The sequence below is a fragment of the Streptomyces arenae genome (genome assembly GCF_022343545.1).
Taxonomy (GTDB): domain Bacteria; phylum Actinomycetota; class Actinomycetes; order Streptomycetales; family Streptomycetaceae; genus Streptomyces; species Streptomyces humi.
In genome coordinates this window covers 35,635-57,214 of the sequence record NZ_JAKQYH010000066.1, presented here as the reverse complement: position 1 = coordinate 57,214, position 21,580 = coordinate 35,635, and the positions used below count along the sequence as shown (strand labels likewise).

Below are 21,580 nucleotides of genomic sequence, written 5' to 3'. Positions count from 1 at the left end.
ATGCTGTGGAGTACGGCGTTCACGCTCGCGGCCATCGACACAACCACCCCTGTTCCCCTACAGACTGTAGGGCCAAGCACCCTACAACCTGTAGGGCCACGGGCCGGATTCGTGGACAAACACGATCAAACTAACGTGTACCGTGCGCATCTGCCGCGCGGGCACGCCCAACGGGGCGGCGGCCCTACTGCTTGTAAGGTTGAGCCATGGCTGGCACAGGTTCCCGCGGCAGGGCGGAGCGGCGCAGCGCCGGAGAACTGGAGAGCGAGGTCCTGGCAGCCCTGTGGGCGACCGAACACCCGTTGACCCCGGCCGAGATCCAGTCCGAGATCGGCGGCGGCCTCGCCTACAACACGGTCCACACCATCCTGAAGCGGCTGTACGACAAGGGGCTGGTGCTGCGGGACGCGGACGGGCGGCGCGGCGCCTACCGGCCGGCGAAGAACGCGGCCCAGCTGACGGCCGAGGCCATGCACGAGGCCCTGGACCGGGGCCCGGACCCGATCGCGGCGCTCCAGCAGTTCGTTTCCGGGCTGAGCCCCGCGGAGGAACGGGCGCTCCGGAACCTGTTCGCCGGGGACGGCGTATGAGGTTCGACGTCTACACCCCGCTGCTGGTCTCCCTGTTGCTGTCGCCGGCCGCTCCGGTGATCGGCCGCCGGGTGGCACCGGCGCTGGCGGCACGGGTCCTGGCCTCCGCCGCCGTGCTGACCGCCGCCGCGACCACCTGGTCCCTCGTCCTGCTGACGACCGCGCTGCTGGGCGACGCCCCGCCGGTGGTCCGGGAGGCCCGTGCGGACGGGCACCGGCTGGCCGACCCGGTGCCCGAGGTGATCGGCGTCGCCGCCTGTCTCGCGCTGGTCGTGGTGGTGTGGCGGGTGCAGCGGGCGGTCCGGGCCGAACGCGGTACCCGGCGTGCGCTGCGGCGGCTGTGCGAGGGGCAGCCGCGGGACACCGAACTGGTGGTGGCCGCCTCCACGGTGCCGCAGGCGTTCGCGATACCGGGCCGGCCGGGACGGATCCTCGTCACCTCGGGGATGCTGAGCGCGCTGGCACCGGCGGAGCGGCGGGTGCTGCTGGCCCATGAACGGGCGCATCTGGCCCACCGGCACGGCCGCCTGGTGACGGCGGTCACCCTGGCCGCGGCCGCCAACCCGCTGCTCGGTCCGGTCCGTTCGGCCGTGACGTTCCTGGTGGAGCGCTGGGCGGACGAGCAGGCCGCGAGCGCGGTCGGCGACCGCGTGACCACCGCCCGCGCGCTGGCCCGCGCCGCCCTGAGCGCGGGCCGCGCCCGCCCGTCCTGCGCGCTGAGTTTCACGGACCGGGCGGTGTCCCGCCGTATCGCCGCCCTCCGGACGACCCCACCGCCCCCTCGCTGGCCGACCGTGGCACCCGTCCTCGCGCTCGGCGCAGTGGCGGCCCTGTTCGCGGCCGACGCGACCACCGACCTGGTGACCCTCCTCTCCAACGCCCTCGCATGAAGCACGCCCTCATGTGAAGCACGCCCCGCAGTGAAGCGGCCCCGAAGGGGCGCGGGGAACTGCGCGATCAGCCACGACGGCGCCGCGGACGACCAGGCCGCAGTGTCCACTGCCGGTCGAATCTGGCTGGTCGCGCAGTTCCCCACACCCCTTTTCGGGGCGCTGGTCCTCACGTCGGCCGGTGGGGTGCTCTGTGCAGCGGCTGCCCCGGCGTCGGGGCCGGGCGGATCGGCGGTACCGCCCGTACCGCCGGGGTGTCCGTGTCGACGGTGACCGGCTCCCCGTGGTGGTGGACGGTGAGCGGGGGGCCGTCGAGGAGGGTGTACGTCGCCTTGTCCGCACCGATCTCCACGCGCAGCCTGCTGCCCCGCAGTTGCAGGTTGAAGGCCAGCCGGCGCAGCCGCTCCGGCAGCCGGGGGGCGAACCGCGCCCCGTCGTCGTAGTGGCGCAGCCCCCCGAAGCCGGCGACCAGCCATCCAGGTGCCGGCGAGGGAGGCGATGTGCAGTCCGTCGCGGGTGTTGTGCTCCAGGTCGCCGAGGTCCATCAGCGCGGCCTCGGCGGTGTAGGCGTGGGCGAGGTCGAGGTGACCGGCCTGGGCGGCCACGACGGCCTGGCAGCAGGCGGACAGGGAGGAGTCGCGGACGGTCAGCGGCTCGTAGTAGGCGAAGTTGCGGGCGATGTGCTCCTCGTCGAAGTAGGCCTCGCAGGTGTACATCGCGAGCACCAGGTCGGCCTGTTTCACGACCTGTTTGCGGTACAGGTCGAAGTAGGGGAAGTTCAGCAGCAGGGGGTACTGCTCGGGGCGGGTGTTCTCGAAGTCCCAGCGCTGGTAGCGGGTGAACCCGGCGTGCTGTTCGTGGACGCCCAGTTCGTGGTTGTACGGGATGTGCACGGCCTCCGCCGCGTCCCGCCAGGCGGCGGACTCCTCCGCGTCGACGCCGAGCCGGGCGGCCTGCCGGGGGTGGCGTTCCACGGCGTCGGCGGCGGCCAGCAGGTTCGCCCGGGCCATCAGGTTGGTGTACGTGTTGTCGTCGGCGACCGCGCTGTACTCGTCGGGACCGGTGACGCCGTCGATGTGGAAGGCGCCCCGGCTGTCGTGGTGACCGAGCGAACGCCACAACCGGGCGGTCTCCACGAGGAGTTCGACGCCGGTGTCCCGTTCGAAGTCGGTGTCGCCGGTGGCGGCGACGTAGCGGACCACCGCGTCGGCGACGTCGGCGTTGACGTGGAAGGCGGCGGTGCCGGCCGGCCAGTACGCGGAGCCCTCCGAGCCGGCGATGGTCCGCCAGGGGAACGCGGCCCCGTCCAGGCCCAGTTGGGTGGCGCGTTCGCGGGCGGCGGGCAGCGTGTTGTGCCGCCAGCGCAGCGCCTCGGCGACGGCGCCGGGAGCGGTGTGGGTGAGGACGGGCAGCACGAACATCTCGGTGTCCCAGAAGGCGTGCCCGTCGTATCCGGAGCCGGTCAGCCCCTTCGCGGGTATCGCCCGCTGTTCGGCGCGGGCCCCGGCCTGCAGCACGTGGAAGAGGGCGAAGCGGACGGCCTGCTGGACCTCCTCGTCGCCGTCCACCTCCACGTCGGCGCGGGACCAGTAGTCGTCCAGGTAGCCGCGCTGCTCGTCGGCGAGCCCCTGCCAGCCCTCGTGCGCGGCGGCGGCGAGGGCCGCGTCCACCTGGTCGGCCATGGCCGGCAGCGACCGCACTCCGGACCAGCCGTGCGCGACGAACTTCTCCACCCGCAGCCGCTGTCCCGGCTCCAGCACGGAGGTGACGGTCAGCCGGGCCACGTCGATGTCGCTCTCGGCTCGCGTGGTGGTCCGCTCGGGGCCGGAGACCGTGTGGTCGGCGGCGACCGCGACCCGCAGTCCGCTGCGTTTCGTGCGGTGCACCAGACGCAGCCGGTGCCCGGCGGCGAAGTCGTCCTCCTGCTCCAGCGGCGACTGCAGGGCCAGCGCCGCGCGCGGATCGCCGTTCGCCTCGGGGAGCTGCTCGTTGGCGACGAGTTCGGACTGGACCACGATCCGGCAGCGCTGGTCGACGGCCTCCACCTCGTAGGCGACGGCGGCCACCGCCCGTTGGGTCAGGGACACCAGCCGGGTGGAGCGGACCCGGACCGTGGACCCGGCGGGCGAGGTCCATTCGCAGGTCCGTTCCAGGACGCCCCGGCGCAGGTCCAGCACCCGCTCGTGCGCGGTGAGCCGGCCGTAGCGCAGGTCGAAGGGCTCGTCGTCGACGAGCAGTCGAAGGATCTTGCCGTTGGTGACGTTGATGACGGTCTGCCCGGACTCCGGGTAGCCGTAGCCCGCTTCGGCGTACGGCAGCGGGTGCACCTCGTGCACGCCGTTGAGGTAGCTGCCGGGCAGTCCGTGCGGTTCGCCCTCGTCCAGGTTGCCGCGCCAGCCGACGTGTCCGTTGGACAGCGCGAACACCGACTCGCTCTGGGCGAGCACGTCGAGGTTGAGCGCGGTCTCACGGACCGCCCAGGGTTCCACGGCGTACGACCGGTGGGTGATCACTCCTTGCCTCCCAGTTCGGCGAGGTCCTTGACGACCGTGTCCGCGCCGTGGGCGTACAGGGCGTCGGTCTGCCCGACGCGGTCCACGCCGACGACGTACCCGAAACGGCCCGCGCGACCCGCGTCCATCCCGGCGAGGGCGTCCTCGAAGACGGCCGCGCGGGAGGGCTCGACGCCGAGGTCGTGGGCGGCGGCCAGGAAGGTGTCCGGGTGCGGCTTGCCGGGCAGCTGCCGCTCGGCGGCCACGACGCCGTCGATGCGGACGTCGAAGAAGTGCTCGGCGCCGATCGAGCGGAGCACGTCACGGCAGTTGGCGCTGGAGGAGACGATCGCCGTCCGCAGCCCCTGGGCCCGGACCGCCTCGAGATAGCGCAGGGTGCCGTCGTAGGCCTCGACGCCGTCGGTGCGGATCTTCGCCAGGAGCAGTTCGTTCTTGCGGTTGCCGAGGCCGTGCACGGTGGCGGCGTCCGGTGGGTCGTCCGCGGTGCCCTCGGGCAGGTGGATGCCCCGGGAGTCGAGGAAGGCGCGGACGCCGTCGGCGCGGGGGCGGCCGTCGACGTACTCGTCGTAGTCGGCGACCGCGTCGAAGGGCCGTTCGCCGTCGTAGCCGCGCAGGAAGGAGTCGAAGGTCTCCTTCCAGGCCGCTGCGTGTACGACGGCCGTCTTGGTGACGACCCCGTCGAGGTCGAAGAGACAGGCCTGAATGGTGTCGGGCAGACCGAGTGCAGTCATGTCCGGCATCTTCCCCACTTGGCGGCGACGAGGGGGTGGCGTGCGCCACATCCCGGGCCGGTGTCACACTTTTTGCGTGCCGCTGACTTTCGACGACCTCCTCGACCGCGCCCGTTCACTCGCCGGACGGCGTCCGCGCGCGATCCTCGGCATCGCGGGCAGCCCCGGCGCCGGGAAGACGACCCTCGCCGGGCATCTGGTGCGGGAGTTGAACGGCACGGGCGAGCCGTGGGTGGCGCGGGTGCCCATGGACGGCTTCCATCTGGCCGACGTCGAACTGGACCGGCTGGGCCTGCGGGACCGCAAGGGCGCGCCGGCGACCTTCGACGCGGCCGGGTACGCGGCGCTGCTGCGGCGGCTGCGCGAGGACAGCGGTGACGTGGTGTACGCGCCGGCTTTCGAGCGGGTGCTGGAGCAGCCGGTCGCGGGCGCGATCCCGGTGCCGCCCACGGCCCGGCTGGTGGTGACGGAGGGCAACTACCTGCTGCTGGGGGACGGGCCCTGGGCACGGGTACGGCAGGCCCTCGACGAGGTGTGGTTCTGCGAGATCGAGGAGGGCGAGCGGGTACGTCGACTGGTCGCCCGGCACGAGGAGTTCGGGAAGGGCCACGAGGAGGCGGTGGCCTGGGTGGCGGGCACCGACCAGCTCAACGCCGGCCTGGTCGCGGCCACCCGGGACCGGGCGGACCTGGTGGTGCCGGCGACCGCGTTGTCGGCGCTGCGGTGAACGGCTCGATCCCTCCGGTCTCCCGTTCGGGAAAGACGCTGGCCCGCCGGCCGCGGCACGCCCTACGGTGACGACATGAGCGATCACCCGGAAGCACCTGTCGCGCCCGTCGATGCCTTCGAACCCCCTTACTACGTGGCCGTCTTCAGCACGGTACGGACCCAGGACCAGGGCGGCTACGGTGAGACGAACGCGCGCATGGAGGAGCTGGTGAAGGACATCCCCGGGTACCTGGGGATGGACCACGCGCAGACCCCTGGCGGGCTCGGCATCACGGTCGGGTACTTCCGCGACGCCGACGCCCTCGCCGAGTGGCGTACCCATGCCGAACACCGTGCCGCGCAGCGGCGCGGCCGGGCCGAGTGGTACCAGAGCTACACGCTGCACGTGGCGAAGGTGGAACGCAGCCACGGGTTCACGCGCCCCGGTGCCGACCGGGGCTAGCGCGCGCTGAGGGTGAGTCCGGGATCGCCGTGGGCGTCCTCGGCTCCGATGACGGCCGTGAACGCCTCGGTGTGCACCGTCAGGTCGCCCTCGAACGACGGGGTGAAGTCACCGCCGGGTCCGTACCGTACGGCGAACACGTGCAGGTGTTCCGGCGCGCGGGGCGCCGGTCCGGCCTCGTAGGCGCTGGAGGAGACCAGGTGGCGCCAGCCCTCGTCCGGGTTGCCGTAGCCGCGCGGGTCGGCGGCCAGTGCGAACGCGGCCTGCTCCTGGGTGAGTTCGGCGCGGGCGTCGAAGTGGTCGGGGCCCTGCCGCTCGGGGTGTGTCAGGCGCAGGGCGCCCGCCGAGGCGACCTCGGCCGCGGCGGTCCGGCGGACCCGGTCGCCGTCGTCCGCCGCGTACGGCAGCCCGGCCAGCAGGTACGGCGTCCCGTCGAGGCGTTCCACGGCCACCGTCACCCACAGGGCGGTGCCGTCCGTGACGTACAGGGAGCGCACGTGGCGCAGGACGTGGTCGCGGCCCACGACCGGCTTGGTCACCAGTTTGGCGGTGAGGCCGCCGGCGGTGACGTCCCGGACCCTGACCGCGCCCATCGGCCGGCAGTACATGAAGCCGTCCAGGACCGGGCCGAAGCCGTGCTGCCGGTTGACCGCGGCGGGGAGGAGGTAGGTGCCGGCCGTCTCGATCAGGGCGGGGGTCATCCGGCTGTCGAAGGCCACCGAGACGCCGCCCGCGCGGAGCCGGTGGCGGGCCGGGGCGGTCGAGGGGGTGCGGTGCCAGGGGGTGGTGTCCTGGATCTGCCAGACCAGCATCCAGGCGAAGTGGCCGTCGACCCCGCCGTCCGGTCCGACCGCGTGCCGGCCCCAGAGGGTGTCGCCCCGGTAGCGGCCGAGGTCGGAGCCGATCCGGGCGCCGAAGTACCGCAGGCCGAGCACGGACTCGAAGGCGGAGTGCTGTTCGCTGTAGCGGGGGCCGCCGTTGTCGTAGCCGCCGTTCGGCAGCCGGGCGTCGATGTACCGGGCGAGGGCGTCGCCGTCCTCGGCGAACATCCGCGCGCCGCTGATCCGGTGGGCCTGGGCGAGGAAGGAGAGGGAGATCGGGCCGTAGTTGTTGTCGTAGGCGCCGCCGTGCTCGGGCGGCAGCAGGGCGCCCCGGTCGAGGACGCGGTGGGCCCGGATCTCCTCGGTGTACAGGGCCAGTGCCCGCTCGCGGACCGCTTCCCCGTCCGCCGGCGGCAGGTGGCGGGCCAGCATCAGACCGCCGACCACGCAGCCGATCGCCTGGTTGCCGGCCTCCTGCGGGTTGAAGAAGGTGGCCTCGGTCAGCCAGCGCCAGTAGCCCCGGGCCAGCGCCAGGAGTTCGGCGCGCTGTCCGTCGTCGACCAGGCCGTCCGACAGGTCGAGGATGTCGACGGCCTGGAGCAGCGCCCACACGGTGCTCGGCCAGTCCCCGATCGGGTGCGCGCCCGCCGCCAGGACGTAACGGGCGTACGGGAGGCCGGAGTCGCGGACGGTGAGGTTCGGGTAGCCGGGGTTGTCCTCGGTGTACACGCGTTCGCGCAGATGGAAGGCGAGACTGCGGTGCACCGCCGCCGGCAGCCGGGGGTCCCGGGTGCGCTGCCAGGCGAGGGCGAGCAGGGAGGTGACCCCGAGGGAGGTGTCACCGATGTCGTCGTCGGCGTCGGGGTGTTCCAGGCTGCCCTCGGCCGTGAGGCGGGCCAGGGCCTGCTCGGTGACGTCGGCGAGGACCGCGTCGTACGCCTCCGGGGTGTCCGGCAGGTCGTGCAGCGGGCCGAGCTGGCGCGGCAGGTGCATGGGAGGTGGTCAGCCCTTCGGTCCGGAGGTGGCCTGCTGGGTCGCCGGGTTCAGACGACAGGCGCGGGACGGCGGGCGCGCAGTGCGACTCTCAGTGTCTGCGGGCCCTGTCCGCCGAGGTAGACGCGCTCTCCCGTGGTCGCGTCGGTACCGCCCACCACGGTGTGGTCCTGGCCCGGGTCGTACCGCAGCAGATCGCCGCGGTCCGGCCCGGCGAGCGGTTCGCCCGCCTCGACGTCGGCCTCGACCCGGATCTCGTCCGCTCCGACCCGGTAGGTCATCGGCCCGCCGGTCAGGCACCAGCGTCCGTCGCCGATCGGCAGGGCGCCCGTCGGTACGCCACCCGGCCGGAAGGTCAGTTCGAGGGCCCAGGGCACCCGTGGTCCGCTGATGTCGATCCGCAGGTCGGCGCCGTCCTCCCGCAGGTTCACCTCGACGCGCGTGGTCTGGGAGACCTCGTCCCGAGGCCGGTCCGGGAAGGCCATGGCGGCCGAGAAGCGTCCCTCGTCCGCCACCCGGTAGGCGCCGTCGTCCCGCCGGTGGTCCGGCCGGAGCGGCTGGTAGTAGGCGGCCGTGAGGGTCTCGGTGAGCCGGTACCGGTGGTCGGCGAGTTGCTCCATGTCCGCGGCGCGGAACGGACCCAGGTCGAAGAACCCGCGTGAAAGCCGGACCGCGTCCAGGACGGCGTCGCCGGCGAACAGGCGCAGGAAGGTGGGGTTGCAGGCGAGGCCCGAGCGGATGCGCCGGTGCTCGGGCACGTCCGAGCCGCCGTACACGACGCCGTGCGCGGTGGCGGAGGCGCGTGCGGCGAGCCGGGCCGTGGCGAGGTACCGGTGGCGGGGCAGGGGTTCCGGGTCCGGCGCGGGCAGCGGGCGGCACAGGTCGGGGGTGAGGATGGTCTCGGCGAGCAGGCCGGGGTCGTCGATGCCGCCGGCGGCCGCCAGTCGTGCCGCCCGGCTGAGGTCGCCCCGGCCGGTGCGGATCGCTAGCAGCCGGTAGTGCGGCAGGTAGGGCGCCAGCGGGAACGGGTGGTGCTGGTCCTGCCGTCGTGAGTGGACGGTCTCGACCGTGCCGTCCGGTCTGATGAGGTCCAGCGTCGCGGTGAGGTTGCGTTCGACGGCGTCCCGCAGGTCGGGGCGGCCGAGGACGTCGGCCAGCAGCAGGAGCGACGGGTTGGACACGTGGGCGGCGTAGTTGGCGCTCCGCTCCGAGTACAGGCCCTCCGCGTCGATGTCGACGCCCTCGGCGAGCCACTGCGCCACCCGGTCGGGCAGCCGGTCGTCCGGGAACGACCGGTGCAGCCGGGCCAGGGCCGCGCACAGTTCCCAGCGGTGGTTCGGGGTGTGCACGCCACCGGTCAGGAGGCTGCCGGTGGCGGCGCCGGCGATCTCGGCGAGCGCGGCCGTGACCTCGTCCAGTTCCGGTCCCGCGCCGGCGGCCAGGACGTGCGCGTCGCACACGTCGTTGACGGTGAACGCGGAGTCGGGCGGTGACTGCACGTTGTCGCCGCCGGCGAAGAGGCCGGTGGACGTCTGCACGGCCCGTAGGGCGCGGAGGTGGGTCAGTGCGGCGGCGACGGCTTGGCCGCTGCCGTGCAGTGCCGAGTCCGGGGACCGGTACGCCGCGATCAGGATCTTCGCCCGGCGGGCCAGGGCGCGGTGGGGAACGCCGGCGGGTTCCTCGTCGGGGGCGGCCGCCAGCGGGGCGGCCGGCCGGTCGGCGGCGCCGGCCACCGCGCGGAGGAACTCGTGGTCGAGCGGGGTGGGCAAGGTCAGTCCTTCAGTCCGGCGTTGATGTCGGCGCTCATGACGTACCGCTGGAACACCAGGAAGACGAGGATCAGCGGGATCATGGAGATGACCGATCCGCCCAGCAGCACCGACCAGTTGATGTTCTGCGCCCCGACGAGGCTCTGGATGCCGATCTGCACGGTGAACTTGTTGGGGTCGTTGAGCATCAGCAGCGGCCAGATGTAGTCGTTCCACCGCCACTGGAAGGACAGGATGGCGAGGGTCAGCATGATCGGCCGGGAGATCGGCACCATGATCCGCAGGAAGATCGACAGTTCCCGGGCGCCGTCGATGCGGGCGGCCTCGACGAGTTCGTCGGGGACCGTCAGGAAGAACTGGCGGAACATGAAGCAGCCGGTCGCCGTGAGCACGGCCGGGAGGATGATGCCGCCGAACGAGTTGTAGAGGCCGAGGTCACGGACCACCAGGAACTCCGGGGCGAGCATGACCTCGGACGGCAGCATGGTGGTGGCCAGGATGCAGATGAAGAAGGCCTTGAGCCACTTGTTGTCGTACTTGGCCAGCGCGTACCCGGTGCAGCAGCTGACCCCCACCGTGAGGATCGTCGTGATCACGCACACGAGGGCCGTGTTGATGAAGTACTGGGAGAAGTTGGCGCTGTCCCAGGCCGCCTTGTAACCCGACAGGGTGGGGTGGTGCGGAAGCACCGTCAGCGGAAGGGAGAACAGGTCTCCCGCCGGCTTGAAGGAGCTGAGGACGAACCACGCCACCGGCAGCCCGTAGAGGGCGGCCAGGATCCACAGCAGGGTCGTCGCGGGTACCGCGCGCCGGAGCCCACCGTCGCGCCCGCCGCGGGTCCGCTTCTTGGAAAGGGCCTTCACGGAACCGGCGTCGACCTGACGCGGCGTGTCTGTGGTGGTCATCGGTTCTCCATCCGCCGGTTGGCGATCAGCTGGATGATCGCGACGGCCATCAGGATGAGCATGAGCACGAACGACGCGGCGCTCGCGTAGCCGATCTGGCCCCGGTTGAATCCGGTCTCGTAGATGTACTGGACGAGCAGGTTGTTCGACGTGCCCGGTCCGCCGTTGTTGAGGGAGACGAACAGCGGGTATTCCTTCATCGCGTTGATCGTGTTGAGGAGGATCACGATGAAGGACGTCGGCGCGATGCTCGGCAGCGTGATGCTGACGAACTGGCGCCAGGGTCCCGCGCCGTCGAGCGAGGCCGCCTCGTAGTACGAGGTGGGCACGTTCTTGATCGCCGCGATGAACAGCAGCATCGAGAAGGCCGTTCCCCACCAGGCGCCGGCCATCACGACCACGCCCAGCGACAGGTCCGCGTTCGACTGCCAGGCGATCGCGTGCCCGCCGAGCTTCTCGATGACGTAGTTGATCAGTCCGAAGTTCTCACCGAACAGCCACCGCCACAGCACACCGACGACGATGGGCGAGATGAGCCACGGGACGAAGAAGACGACACGGGCGATCGACGCGCCCTTGGCCTGCTTGCTCACCACCAGGTTGGCGACCAGCAGCGAGAGCACGAAGTTCAGCGGTACGACCAGCACGGTGTACAGCAGCGTCCGGAACAGCGCGTCGTAGAAGGTGGAGTCCCCGAACAGGTTCGTGTAGTTGTCCAGTCCGACGAACTGGAACGCCCCCACACCCGTGTAGTTCGTGAACGAGTAGACGAGCCCGATCACCGCCGGCCAGACGAAGAACAGCGCGAAGAGCACGACGTTGGCCGCGATGAGGACGAGCGGCGCGAGGGTGTAGGTGCTGCGTCGCCTGGGCGGGCTCCCGGACACGTCCGAGGCGCGTTTTGTCATCTTCCTGACTCCGTGCTGTGGGGATGGATTGCCGTGGGCTCAGGCCGTGAGCCCGTGACCGGGTGGGCGCCCGGGGCGGGCGGCGGTGTCTGGATCCGCCGCCCGGCCCGCCGGCCCCTGATCAGCCGCCGACCTGCTGGTTGTAGCCGGCCACGATGTTCTCCAGGGCCTTGTCGGCCGACTGCTGGCCGTTGATCGCCTTGCCGAGCTCCGTCTTGGTCGGGTCGGTGGTGAGGCTCTTGCCCTTCAGCACCCACGCCGTCTGCGCGTTGTTGAAGTAGCCGGAGATCGGGGCGTAGAGCGGGATCTCCTCGTTGTAGAGCTTGAAGGCCGCCTGCGCCGCGTCGGACGTGAAGGGGTACTTCGGGCTCAGGCCGCTCTCCACCGGGAGGAACCCGGAGGTCTCGACCAGCTCGGTGTACTGCTTCGGGTCGTACACCCACGACATGAACTTCTTCGCGGCGGTGGCCGCGGCGCCGTTGTTGTTGAAGCCGACCATCATGCCGCCGCTGTTGACGTCGCTGGCCTGCACCGGCTGGGCGGGGGTCGGGACGCTCGCCCAGTCGAACTTCTTGATGCTGTCCGCGAAGGCGGCGACCTGCCACACACCGGACCAGTAGGCGACCACGTCACCGCTCTGGAACATGGCCGACGGGTCGGCGCCGCTGGTCCACACCGACTTCGGCATGACCTTGTCGTCGTTCCAGCCGACGAAGGTGTTCACGGCCTTCTTGGTCGCGGCGTCCGTCGAGAACTTGCCGGAGGAGTCCGCGTGGACGTACTTCCCGCCCATCTCGTACACCATGGCGCGCAGCCGGGACGGCGACTGGTCGAAGGTCAGGGAGTACTTGGCGCCGGTCTTCTCGCGCACCTTGTTGGCGGCCGCGATGAACTCGGTCCAGGTCCAGGTGTCCGAGGGCGAGGCCGGGACGGCGACGCCGGCCTTCTTGAAGAGCGTCTTGTTGATGAACAGGCCGGACGCGGTGACGTCCGAGGGGATGGAGAGCACCTTCCCGGACGAGTCCTTGGCCAGGAAGTTGCCGTTGATGTTGTAGCTCTTGTTGTTGGCGATGGAGCTGAGGTCGATCAGCTTGTTCGACCAGATCGGGTCGAGCGCCGGCACGTCCGCGACGTCGGGCAGGGAGTTCGCCTGCGCGGCGTTGTGCAGCTTCGTGGGGTAGCCGTCGTAGGGGATGTTGACGAGCTTGACGCTGACGCCGGTTTCCTTCTTGTACTGGGCCACCAGCTTCTTCCAGCCCGCGTCCTGTCCCGGAACCGTGGAGATCCAGAACGTCAGCGACTTGGCGTTCCCGCCCGAGCCGGAGCCCGAGCCGCAGGCGGACAGCAGCAGGGCACCTGCCGCGGTCGCGGCAGCGAGGGGAACCAGGCGGCGCACACCGCCGCGGCCGAGTCGGCGGGAGCGCCGCACACCCACAGTGGTCATCTTCGATCCCATTTCTTCGGAGGGACGGAGCACGGCGCCGGCTGAGGCGGCACGGGTGCATTTCTGAAGGAAAAATCACTTTCCGGGGGTGCGGCCTCGCCCGGCCGCATCGTCCACGCGGGGCGAGCTCCCCGGCCGTCCTGGCCGTCACCGCACGGGCACGCCCTCGTGCGGTTGCCGTACGTCGTGTACGGGCTGGGTGGCTCACCCCAAGCCGGCGTCCCGACCGACTTAGAAAGCGCTTGTCCGGACATTGGCAGACCAACTCGGAGGCCGTCAATCCTTCATCTGCACGCCTTCGGTCACGTTTTGGACTCCTTGCGCCACGGCGAGCCGGGCGGCACCCACCACGGTACCGAGATCGCCGATCTGGCTGCTCACCACCTCGGTGGGCCAGCTCAGCCGCTCCAGCTCGGCCCGCACGCCGGGCAGCAGCTGCGGATCGGCGCCCGTGCTGCCGCCCAGCACGAGCAGCCCCGGGTCCAGTACGGCGGTCACGGCGGCGGCCAGCCGGCCCACGTCGGCGGCGTGCCGGGCGACGAGGGCCCGGGCGGGCTCCCGGCCCTGGGCGGCCAGCGCGAAGAGCCGGTCGGCGGTGCGCGGGCGGGGGCCGTCGGCGGCGCCCCAGGCCTGGGCGGCCCGGCGCAGCAGGGCCTGCGAGCCCACGTAGGCCTCCAGGGCCTCCTGGCGGGGCTCCCGGTCGTCGTCCCAGGGGTAGGGCAGCCGGGCGAGCTCACCGGCGGCTCCGTTGGCACCGCGCAGCACCTGGCCGCCGATGACGATGCCGAGGCCGATGCCGACGCCGATCCGCAGATAGCCGAACGTGCGGCGGCCCCGCGCGGCCCCCTCGTGGAGTTCGGCGAGGGCCGCACAGTTCACGTTGTTCTCCAGGTGGACGGGGACGCCCGGCGGCAGCGCGACGGAGACCGCGTCGAAGACGGGCCCCGCCTTGGCGGTGGCCGGACGCATGGCGCCGCTCGTCCGGTCGGGCTCGGTGACGTCACCGACGGCGACCACGATGGCCCGCAGCGGCGCGCCGGGCGGCAGCGCGGCCAGCGCCTCGCGGACCGCGTCGGCGGCCCGGGCCCGCGGTGTGCTGGCCTCGGCCAGCAGGGTGCCGTCCAGGGCACAGCCGCGCACCCTGGTGCGGGCCGGCCCGAGGTCGACGGCGAGCACCGAGCCGGCGGCGGGGCCGAGGCCGTACACGGCGGCGGAGCGGCCGGTGCCGCCGGAGGCGGTACCGGAGTGGGTGGCCAGCCGCGCCCCCTCCAGCTCCGCGACGGCGGCGGAGACCGTCGGTTTGGACAGGCCCGCGAGACTCGCCAGCTGCGGCCTGGTGGCGCTGCCGGCCTGGGCCAGCACGGCGAACACGGCTCCGGCGCTCTCGGTGAGACGGGGGGCTTCAGCCACGACGTGTTCCACAGTTCCCCCATGGGTCAGGGGCCGCGCTCCCGGATGTCAGGGAGGCGGCGATGCGGTGCCCTCGTGCCGCGCGGTTCTGTCCTCGACAGCGGCCCGTCGATCGAGAGCGCGACAACTCTTGACGCACTGTACTTCGTTAGTTAACTTCCTAACGAAGTACACGGTACTCGCCTGCCGTGCTCCGCAAGAAGCCCGTCCCGGGGCTTCCCGATTCGCTCAACTCCTGTACGGCCAGGCGCTGTTCGCCCGCCGTCACAGGCAGGCCCTGCCGTCGGATTCCCGCCTGCCCCGCGACGTCGTGCACTCCCGCAGCCCCGGCCCGGAGGACCCAAAGATCACGCACCCGACGCCGCCGGGCCGCCCCCCGGGCGACGACGGGAACGTGCCGACAGGGCCCAGGGCCCGGCCGGCGGACCAGGTCACAGGAATCAGCGGCGGCTGTCAGCGCCGGTGAGCGGCGCGTGCCACACCCCGCGTCCCCGGCCGGATCCGTCGGCCGGGCCCGGGGTCCCGTCATCTCCGGCGCCCTGTGCCCAGACGACGAAAGAGGATCCGTGCAGGACCTTCCTTCCTCCCCGCTCGTGGTCGGTGTCGACGTGGGCGGCACCAAGACCCACCTCCGCGCGCTCGCCGGCGCCGAGCTGGTCGCCGACCACGTCCGCCCGAGCAGCGGCTGGCGGCCGCACGACACGGACGCCGCCGCCCGCTGGCTGACCGCGCTGGTCCGTGAAGCCCTCCCCGCGGACGCCCGCCCCGCCGCCCTGGCGGTCGGCGGGCACGCCTGTGAGACGCCCCGTCAGTGCGCCGGGACAGCCGCCGCGCTGCGCGCGTCGCTCGGTGTGCCGGTCCGGGTGGTGGGCGACGCCGAGCTCCTCGTCCCCGCCGCCGGTCTGGACAAGGGCGTCGGACTGGTCGCCGGCACCGGCTCGGTGGCCGTCGGCCGGCTCGCGGACGGCAGCCCCGTGCAGGTCGGCGGCTGGGGCGCGGTGCTCGGCGACGAGGGCGGCGCCGCCGGACTCGTCCGGGAGGCCGCCCGTGCCGCCTGGGCCGCGCACGACCGCGGCGAGGCACCCGACGCCCTCGCGGCCGGCCTGGTCGCCGCCTTCGAGGTGGCCGAGGTACCCGCGCTGGGCGCGGCCCTGGAGAGCGCCACCGACATCTCGGCCCAGTGGGGCCGGCACGCGCCGGTGCTGTTCGCGGCGGCCGACGCGGGCTCGCGGATCGCCCGGGACGTGATAGCCGACGGCGGCCGCGCGCTGGCCGCCCTGGTGGCCCGGCTCGCCGCCCGCGGTCTCGCCGTGGACGACGTGGTGGTGGCGGGCGGCACGATCCTCTCCCAGCCGCGGCTGTACGACGCCTTCGCCGCCGCGCTCGCCGAGGCCGTGCCCGGCGCCCGGCCACAGCCGCTGCGCAGTCCGCCCGTGACGGGCGCGGTGGCCCTCGCGCGTTCGCTCCTGTGACGACGCCGGCCGGGGCCCCTTCCGCTGCGCGGGTGCGGACCTCTGCGCGGGTGCGGACCACGGGCCGTTCGATACCGCGAACACGCAGGTCCCGGCGCTGCTTCCGGTCGAACCACCGGGCTGCCGTTCAACTCCGGGCCATGTGGCGGTCGTCGGACCATGACCGCCAGGACACGGGCCGGTCCTAGAACTTCGCTCGGCCGGCTCTTCTCCCGCGCGCACCGGCACACGCCCGCGTGGAGCGCACCGATCCGTTCGTGAACTCCCCGCAGAACCCAAGATTCGTGACTCCCCGCAGAACCCAAGATTCGTGAACTCCCAGTAGAACTCAAGAGAGGCACCTCCATGCCGTCACCTGCCGGGCACCACTCCCCTTCTCCGGCCCGTGGACTCGCCGTCGGCCGACGGGGATTCCTGAAGACCTCGCTCGGCGCGTCGGCGGGCATGGTGGCCGCCCCGACCCTCGTCAGCTGGCTCGCCGCCGCCGACGCCAAGGCCGCGACCGCCCTCGCGTTCGTCGACGACTACAAGACGAACGTCAGCACCAACCTCACCGCCGACACCAACGCGGTGGTCCGCATCCTCGGCGGCTTCGCGCGGATCTGGAAGACCGGTCCGGCCTGGAACACCGGCAGCGTGCTGCGGGCCGACATTCTGCGCGCCAACATGCGGTACTGCGCCCGCGTCACCACCCGGCGCACCGCCGCCGAGGCGAAGAAGGCGTTCCTCTACGACCGCCAGCACCAGAGCTACGCGATGATCGCCGGCCTCGGCCCGCTCGCCGACCTGTACAAGGCCGGCTCCCTCGCGGTCACCTCGATCACCAGCGCGCCGGACACCACGCCCGCCACCACGATCAGCGACGCCGTGCCGGCCGACGCCCCGGCGGGCTCGGCGCTCGGCGCGGGCTCGCACGACTCGGCGCTCGGCAAGGTGGCCGAACTGGTGGACACGGTGCGCGGCAACTACGCCTCCGGCAACCCGTCCAAGTACGCCTACCAGTACCCGCGTCCCTGGCGGATGAACGAGGACAGCGAGGTCGTCGACACCGGCAGGACCGACGCCTTCGGCTTCCCGGTCTACGAGTCCGACGTGGTCGTCGCCCCGCAGCTGCTGCGCCAGCGCGGCACCTCCCCCGCCGACGACGGCGGTTTCCCGTCGGGCCACACCAACGCCTTCCACCTGGCCGGCCTGGCCTACGCGTACGCGGTGCCGGAGCGCTTCCAGGAGCTGGTGACCCGTGCCCTGGAGCTGAGCGACACCCGCATCGTCGCGGGCATGCACAACACGGTCGACGTGCTCGGCGGCCGGGTGATGGCCACCGCGCTGGCCGCCGCCACCCTCGCCGACCCGGCCAACGCCGACCTGAAGAGGGCGGCCCGCGCCCAGGCCCTCGCGTACTTCGAGGCGCGGACCGGCGCCACCGCGGACACCCTGTACGCCTACGCGCACTCGGCCGGCACCGCCACCGACCCGTACGCCGACCGCGAGGCGAACGAGCGCGCGCTCACCCCCCGGCTGACGTACGTCCTGCGCCGGGAGGGCCGCGACCTGCCGCTCACCGTGCCCAAGGGCGCCGAGGTGCTGCTGGAGACCCGCCAGCCGTACCTCAGCGCCGACCAGCGCCGGGAGGTGCTGCGGACCACCGGTCTGCCCTCCGGGTACGTACTGCTGGACGGCCCGGAGCAGTGGGGCCGCCTGAACCTGTTCGCCGCGGCGGACGGGTACGGCGCCTTCGACTCGGACGTCACGGTCACCCTGGACGCGGCGGCGGGCGGCTTCGCCGCGGCCGACAGCTGGCGCAACGACATCGACGGCCACGGCGGTCTGACCAAGAAGGGCACCGGCACGCTGACCCTGACCGGCGACAACCGCTACCGGGGCGGCACCGTGCTGGCGGGCGGCACCCTGGTCGCCGCCTCCGAGGACGCGCTCGGCCGCGGTGACGTCCGGGTCTCGGCCGGCACCCTGCGGGTCGCCGGGGAGCTGTTCGTGCGCGGCACGTACACGCAGGACGCGGGCGCCCTGGAGGTCACCCTGACGAAGGGCGGCAGGGCGCCGCTGACGGTGAAGCACCTGGCCGTCCTCGGCAGGGGCACCACGCTCGCCCTGAATCTCGGCACCGAGCACCCGCCGGCCGCGGGCAGCACCCTCGCCGTCCTGGCCGCACCGCGGCTGCGCGGCCAGTTCGACAAGGTGGAGCTGAACTCCACCGCGCTGCGGGCCGTACCCGTGTACACGGCAGAGGGTCTGTCGGTACGACTCGTGAAGCGGTGACGCGCCCGGTGGCGGGAGCGGTGCGACAGTAGGGCCATGACCGCCCAAGATCGCTCCCGTCACCGTGGGCCCGGTGTCCCCGCGGGGCGGATGATGGCAAGCGAACAGCAGTCGGTCCTCGAACCCGACGTCCCCGGTGTCCGGGTCGGCCCGGCCGGTTCCGGGCGCGCCCCACGGCCCGCCCCCGCGGCCCGGTTGACCGCCGCCCTGCGCGCCCGCCGCCGGTGGCTGGTGCCGGTCCTGGTGGTGCTGCTGCTCACCCAGATGGCGGCGGCGATGGTGACCACCGCCGTCGAGCAGACGCCCACCGTCGACGAGCCCGTCTACGTGGCCACGGCCGCCGACTACCTGCACGAGCACCGGCTGCGCTACAACCCCGAGCACCCGCCGCTCGGCAAGCTCGTCATCATGGCGGGCATCGCGGTCGCCGGCCCGCACTACGACCCCTCCTACCGGGGCGACCAGGGGCAGGTGGGCCGGCACCTGCTGTACTCGTCGGGCAACGACCCCTGGCGGGTCATGCTGTGGGCCCGGCTGCCGGTGATCGCGCTGACGCTGCTGTTCGCGCTGGTGGTGTTCGCCTTCGCGGGCGAGCTCCTCGGTACGGCCGCCGGACTGCTGGCCCTCGCGCTGTACTGCTTCTCCCCCGACCTGATCGCGCACGGCTCGCTGGCCACGCTGGACGTGCCGGCGACCGGGTTCGTGCTGACGTCGGCCTGGCTGGTGTGGCGGGCCCGCCGCCGGCCCCGGCTGTACCTGCCGCTCGCCGGGGCCGCGCTGGGCGCGTCGGTGGCGACGAAGATGAGCGCGCTGCCCGCCGTCCCGGTGCTGATGGCGCTGGCGGTGCTCTCGGTGTGGGGCCCGCGCCCGGGCCGTGCGCGGCGCGCCGTCGCGGCCGGGGCGGTCATGGCGGTGACGGCGGTCGCCGTGGTGTGGCTCTCCTATCTGGCGGTCGATCCCAGGCTGCGCTTCGTGCCCGCCGGACCCGTCCCCGCGGTGCACGGCCTGCGGGGCGCCCTGGTCGGCCTGATGCCCTTCCCGGAGGCCTACCGGGCCGGGATGCGGGTGCAGTTCGCCCTGGAGGACCTGCCCTGGCAGGGCTTCCTGTTCGGGCACCTCTACACGGGCTCCCGCTGGTACTACCTGCCGGCCGCCCTGCTGGTGAAGACGCCGCTCGGCATGCTGGCGCTGTGGGCGGCCGGTGCCGTCGCGCTGGTGGCGGTACGGCGGCTGCGGCCGGCCGCGCCGTACCTGCTGCTGCCGCCGGCCGTGCTGCTGGCCTCGGCGATGACCGGGTCACGGGACTTCGGGACGCGGTACGCGCTGTTCGTGCCGATGTTCCTGGCGGTGGCGGGGGCCGCGGTGGCGGCGGTGCGGTGGCGCTGGTCGCGGCCGGCGGCCGGGGCGCTGGTGCTGTTCGTGGCGGTGAGTTCGCTGCGCACGTTCCCGTTCTATCTGCCGTACTCCAACGAGGCGTTCGGCGGTCCGGCGAAGACGCATCTGCGGCTGCACGACTCCAACGTGGACTGGGGCCAGGACCTGGGCCGGCTCGCGGACCGGCTGCGGGACCGCTATCCGGGACAGCGCGTCTGGCTGGTCTACAAGGGCAGCGGTGTCCCGGCGTACTACGGCATCCACGCCTCGGATCCCCGCAAGGTGCCGCAGGGCGAGGTGCACGGGCTGCTGGTCGTGTCGGACTCGTGGGTCGCCAAGGCGCGAGGCCGGCTGGCCGAGTTGATCAAGAGCAGCAGGGCGGTCGACGAGGTCGGCCATTCGATCACCGTCTACCGGCGGTGAGCGCGCGCACCGGTGCCGTGCGCGCACCGCGCGCGTTCACCGGCGGGGCGGTTCGGTACGGCGCACAACCCCTGGTCACCACGGGCCGTGAGCTATGTTGAGTCCTCGTGGGAGACAAAGGAGGCGCTTCGGTGCCATCGCCGCAGCAGGCACGCGCTCAGGCGTCCGCGATCACCTCGGGCAAGACCGTGCCGGAGGCGGAGGCCGCACCCACCTCCCAGCTGCGCGAGCTGTTCGACGGCCCCCGGCTCTCCCCCGGGCAGCGGCGCATCGCCCAGTACCTGATCGACCACATCACCGAGGCGGCGTTCCTGTCGATCACGGATCTCGCCGAGCGGGCCGGGGTCAGCCAGCCGTCGGTGACCCGGTTCGCGGGCGCGGTCGGGTTCAACGGCTATCCCGCGCTGCGCGAGCGGCTCCAGTCGATCGCGCTGCGCACCCTGGCGGGCGGGACGGGACCCACCACCGAGCACCGCAGCAACGAGCTCCAGGCGGCCGTGGACGCCGAGATCGAGAACCTGGAGAACCTGCGCCGGGACTTCGCCGACCCGGACCGGGTGATCTGGATCGGCCGCGAGCTGTCCCAGTCGTCCCCGCTGACCGTGCTCGGCCTGCGCATCTCCGTCTCCCTGGCGGAGTACTTCGCGTACGCCGCCCGCCGTATCCACCCCGACGTACGGCTGGTGACCCGGGGCGGCAGCGTGGCGTACGACGCGCTCTTGCAGTCGCGCGAGGCGGGCGGCACCTGGGTGCTGGCATTCGGCATGCCGCGGCACGCGCAGGAGACGCTCACCGCGATCCGGGTGGCCCGCACCGCGGGGCTGCGGGTCGCCCTGGTGACCGACCTGGCGCTCGGGGCGCTGGCCGACGAGGCCGACGTCACCTTCAGCACCGGTATCGGCTCCCGCCTGGTGTTCGACACCTACGCGGCGCCGGGACTGATGGCCGCGGCGCTGCTCCAGGCCATGACCGACGCCGACCCCGAGCGCACCCAGGCGCGCCTGGAGGAGTACGAACAGGTCGCCGAGGAGCACCAGTTCTTCCTCAAGGACTGAGCAGAACCGGACGTCTCGGAACCGGACGTCTCCCCCTTTCCCGTCACATGACACACCAGGGGGACTATTCACGGCATTTCGCGCATGAATGTTTTCATACGTCTTGCAAAGCGGATCGCATATATAAATACTGCTCACGGATCATCCCGGCACCTCCCGGGCACGTTCCGCACCGAGGACGCACCACCCGCACCCGCCCCGAGAAAGCCGAAGGACCGCCCATGCGCACGCAGCACCACCCGCAGTGCCGGCGGCCGGTTCCCGGGGCCCTCGCACGGACGCCCCCAGCCGCCGTCTCCTACCCGCGTCGGCGCCCGGGGTGTTCGAACGGGCATCGCCTGCGCGATTCGCCCGCGGCGGCTCCGGTCATCCCCTAGGCCGGAGCCGCCGAGACATCCGTCGACCACCCGCCGCGACGCCGCACACCCGGAAGCGATGATCATGACTCTGACGACGACCACGCGCATCAGCCCCGACTGGCCCTGCCAGGTCAAGGCGCCGGGCAGCTACGACTGGGAGCGCTCCGCGGCCAAGTGGCTGCGGGAACTGGTACCGGCCCGCTACGCCAGCTACCCGGCGCTGATCCGGCACCCCGTGCTGCTCGCCCGGCACGCGCAGATCCAGGTCCAGCACGAGGTCCGGGTGGCGCGCACGGCGCTCCAGACGGCGCGGGCCGAACTGCCGGTGCTGGGCCTGCCCGAGTCGGTCATCGAGCACACGATCAAGCTGTACGCGGCCGAGGTCATGCAGCTCCAGCACATCGCGCGCAGCGTCCGCGCGGTCACCGAGGCACTGGTCGGACACAGCACCGGCCGCTGAGCTCGCCGGTCCGGG

The 21,580-nt window shown here is 72.6% G+C and carries 16 protein-coding genes and 1 pseudogene; 9 read left to right on the top strand and 8 right to left on the bottom strand.

All coding sequences use genetic code 11. The features are described from left to right. Positions 1-206 precede the first annotated feature (206 nt). Together MB828_RS30645 and MB828_RS30640 are read left to right on the top strand one after the other, a co-directional pair. Positions 207-590: a BlaI/MecI/CopY family transcriptional regulator gene (locus tag MB828_RS30645; protein WP_301651009.1), complete on the top strand. Its 384-nt coding sequence runs from the start codon at positions 207-209 to the stop codon at positions 588-590. Then, a complete protein-coding gene (locus tag MB828_RS30640) occupies positions 587-1,480 on the top strand; it encodes a M56 family metallopeptidase (protein WP_301651008.1) in 894 nt (297 codons plus the stop codon). Before MB828_RS30645 ends, MB828_RS30640 begins: the two co-directional genes overlap by 4 nt. 169 nt (positions 1,481-1,649) lie before the next feature. Here the strand turns inward: MB828_RS30640 and MB828_RS30635 are convergent. Both MB828_RS30635 and MB828_RS30630 read right to left on the bottom strand, forming a co-directional pair. Next, a pseudogene (locus tag MB828_RS30635) lies at positions 1,650-3,993 on the bottom strand (glycoside hydrolase family 65 protein). Next, on the bottom strand, positions 3,990-4,724 hold the full coding sequence (locus MB828_RS30630) for a beta-phosphoglucomutase family hydrolase (RefSeq protein ID WP_301651007.1): 735 nt from the start codon (positions 4,722-4,724) through the stop codon (positions 3,990-3,992). The pseudogene MB828_RS30635 and the gene MB828_RS30630 overlap by 4 nt, the downstream one beginning before the upstream one ends. Before the next feature lie 76 nt (positions 4,725-4,800). Here MB828_RS30630 and MB828_RS30625 point away from each other — a divergent pair, with 76 nt between their 5' ends. Both MB828_RS30625 and MB828_RS30620 read left to right on the top strand, forming a co-directional pair. Beyond that, positions 4,801-5,451: a nucleoside/nucleotide kinase family protein gene (locus MB828_RS30625; RefSeq protein WP_301651006.1), complete on the top strand. Its 651-nt coding sequence runs from the start codon at positions 4,801-4,803 to the stop codon at positions 5,449-5,451. 75 nt (positions 5,452-5,526) lie between these two features. Then, positions 5,527-5,895 (top strand): antibiotic biosynthesis monooxygenase family protein, encoded by a 369-nt coding sequence (locus MB828_RS30620; RefSeq protein ID WP_301651005.1) that lies wholly within the window; start codon positions 5,527-5,529, stop codon positions 5,893-5,895. Here the strand turns inward: MB828_RS30620 and MB828_RS30615 are convergent. The 6 genes from MB828_RS30615 to MB828_RS30590 form a co-directional block, all read right to left on the bottom strand. Then, a complete protein-coding gene (locus MB828_RS30615) occupies positions 5,892-7,709 on the bottom strand; it encodes a hypothetical protein (RefSeq protein WP_301651004.1) in 1,818 nt (605 codons plus the stop codon). The two genes, MB828_RS30620 and MB828_RS30615, sit on opposite strands and share 4 nt — an antisense overlap. 50 nt (positions 7,710-7,759) lie before the next feature. Next, the gene (locus MB828_RS30610) at positions 7,760-9,478 is read right to left on the bottom strand and encodes a hypothetical protein (protein ID WP_301651003.1); all 1,719 of its coding nucleotides are present in this window, start codon (positions 9,476-9,478) and stop codon (positions 7,760-7,762) included. 2 nt (positions 9,479-9,480) lie between these two features. Continuing rightward, positions 9,481-10,383 carry a carbohydrate ABC transporter permease gene (locus MB828_RS30605; protein ID WP_301651002.1) on the bottom strand — a complete coding sequence of 301 codons (903 nt, stop codon included), beginning with the start codon at positions 10,381-10,383 and terminating at the stop codon, positions 9,481-9,483. Further along, positions 10,380-11,291 (bottom strand): carbohydrate ABC transporter permease, encoded by a 912-nt coding sequence (locus tag MB828_RS30600; protein WP_301651001.1) that lies wholly within the window; start codon positions 11,289-11,291, stop codon positions 10,380-10,382. Before MB828_RS30600 ends, MB828_RS30605 begins: the two co-directional genes overlap by 4 nt. A 121-nt stretch (positions 11,292-11,412) precedes the next feature. Then, entirely contained in the window at positions 11,413-12,735 is a 1,323-nt protein-coding gene (locus MB828_RS30595) for an extracellular solute-binding protein (RefSeq protein WP_301651000.1), read from the bottom strand. 276 nt (positions 12,736-13,011) lie between these two features. Next, positions 13,012-14,145, bottom strand: a complete 1,134-nt coding sequence (locus tag MB828_RS30590) for an ROK family transcriptional regulator (protein ID WP_301650999.1) — start codon at positions 14,143-14,145, stop codon at positions 13,012-13,014. 566 nt (positions 14,146-14,711) lie between these two features. Between MB828_RS30590 and MB828_RS30585 the strand changes: the two genes are divergently transcribed. From MB828_RS30585 to MB828_RS30565, 5 genes are all read left to right on the top strand, one after another. Continuing rightward, entirely contained in the window at positions 14,712-15,617 is a 906-nt protein-coding gene (locus MB828_RS30585; RefSeq protein WP_301650998.1) for an N-acetylglucosamine kinase, read from the top strand. A 345-nt stretch (positions 15,618-15,962) separates the two neighbouring features. Continuing rightward, positions 15,963-17,894, top strand: a complete 1,932-nt coding sequence (locus tag MB828_RS30580; RefSeq protein WP_301650997.1) for a phosphatase PAP2 family protein — start codon at positions 15,963-15,965, stop codon at positions 17,892-17,894. A 36-nt stretch (positions 17,895-17,930) separates the two neighbouring features. Beyond that, positions 17,931-19,691, top strand: coding sequence for an ArnT family glycosyltransferase (locus MB828_RS30575; RefSeq protein WP_301650996.1), 1,761 nt, complete (start codon positions 17,931-17,933; stop codon positions 19,689-19,691). A gap of 131 nt (positions 19,692-19,822) precedes the next feature. Beyond that, positions 19,823-20,746, top strand: coding sequence for a MurR/RpiR family transcriptional regulator (locus MB828_RS30570; protein WP_046733385.1), 924 nt, complete (start codon positions 19,823-19,825; stop codon positions 20,744-20,746). 435 nt (positions 20,747-21,181) lie between these two features. Then, positions 21,182-21,565 carry a hypothetical protein gene (locus tag MB828_RS30565; RefSeq protein ID WP_133022837.1) on the top strand — a complete coding sequence of 128 codons (384 nt, stop codon included), beginning with the start codon at positions 21,182-21,184 and terminating at the stop codon, positions 21,563-21,565. Positions 21,566-21,580 lie beyond the last annotated feature (15 nt).

What these genes read in the sequence shown, in the direction of transcription:
- MB828_RS30645 (WP_301651009.1), top strand. Translation starts at nt 207, where the DNA reads ATGGCTGGCACAGGTTCCCGCGGCAGGGCGGAGCGGCGCAGCGCCGGA.
- MB828_RS30640 (WP_301651008.1), top strand. Translation starts at nt 587, where the DNA reads ATGAGGTTCGACGTCTACACCCCGCTGCTGGTCTCCCTGTTGCTGTCG.
- MB828_RS30630 (WP_301651007.1), bottom strand. Translation starts at nt 4,724, where the DNA reads ATGACTGCACTCGGTCTGCCCGACACCATTCAGGCCTGTCTCTTCGAC.
- MB828_RS30620 (WP_301651005.1), top strand. Translation starts at nt 5,527, where the DNA reads ATGAGCGATCACCCGGAAGCACCTGTCGCGCCCGTCGATGCCTTCGAA.
- MB828_RS30615 (WP_301651004.1), bottom strand. Translation starts at nt 7,709, where the DNA reads ATGCACCTGCCGCGCCAGCTCGGCCCGCTGCACGACCTGCCGGACACC.
- MB828_RS30605 (WP_301651002.1), bottom strand. Translation starts at nt 10,383, where the DNA reads ATGACCACCACAGACACGCCGCGTCAGGTCGACGCCGGTTCCGTGAAG.
- MB828_RS30600 (WP_301651001.1), bottom strand. Translation starts at nt 11,291, where the DNA reads ATGACAAAACGCGCCTCGGACGTGTCCGGGAGCCCGCCCAGGCGACGC.
- MB828_RS30595 (WP_301651000.1), bottom strand. Translation starts at nt 12,735, where the DNA reads ATGACCACTGTGGGTGTGCGGCGCTCCCGCCGACTCGGCCGCGGCGGT.
- MB828_RS30580 (WP_301650997.1), top strand. Translation starts at nt 15,963, where the DNA reads ATGCCGTCACCTGCCGGGCACCACTCCCCTTCTCCGGCCCGTGGACTC.
- MB828_RS30575 (WP_301650996.1), top strand. Translation starts at nt 17,931, where the DNA reads ATGACCGCCCAAGATCGCTCCCGTCACCGTGGGCCCGGTGTCCCCGCG.
- MB828_RS30565 (WP_133022837.1), top strand. Translation starts at nt 21,182, where the DNA reads ATGATCATGACTCTGACGACGACCACGCGCATCAGCCCCGACTGGCCC.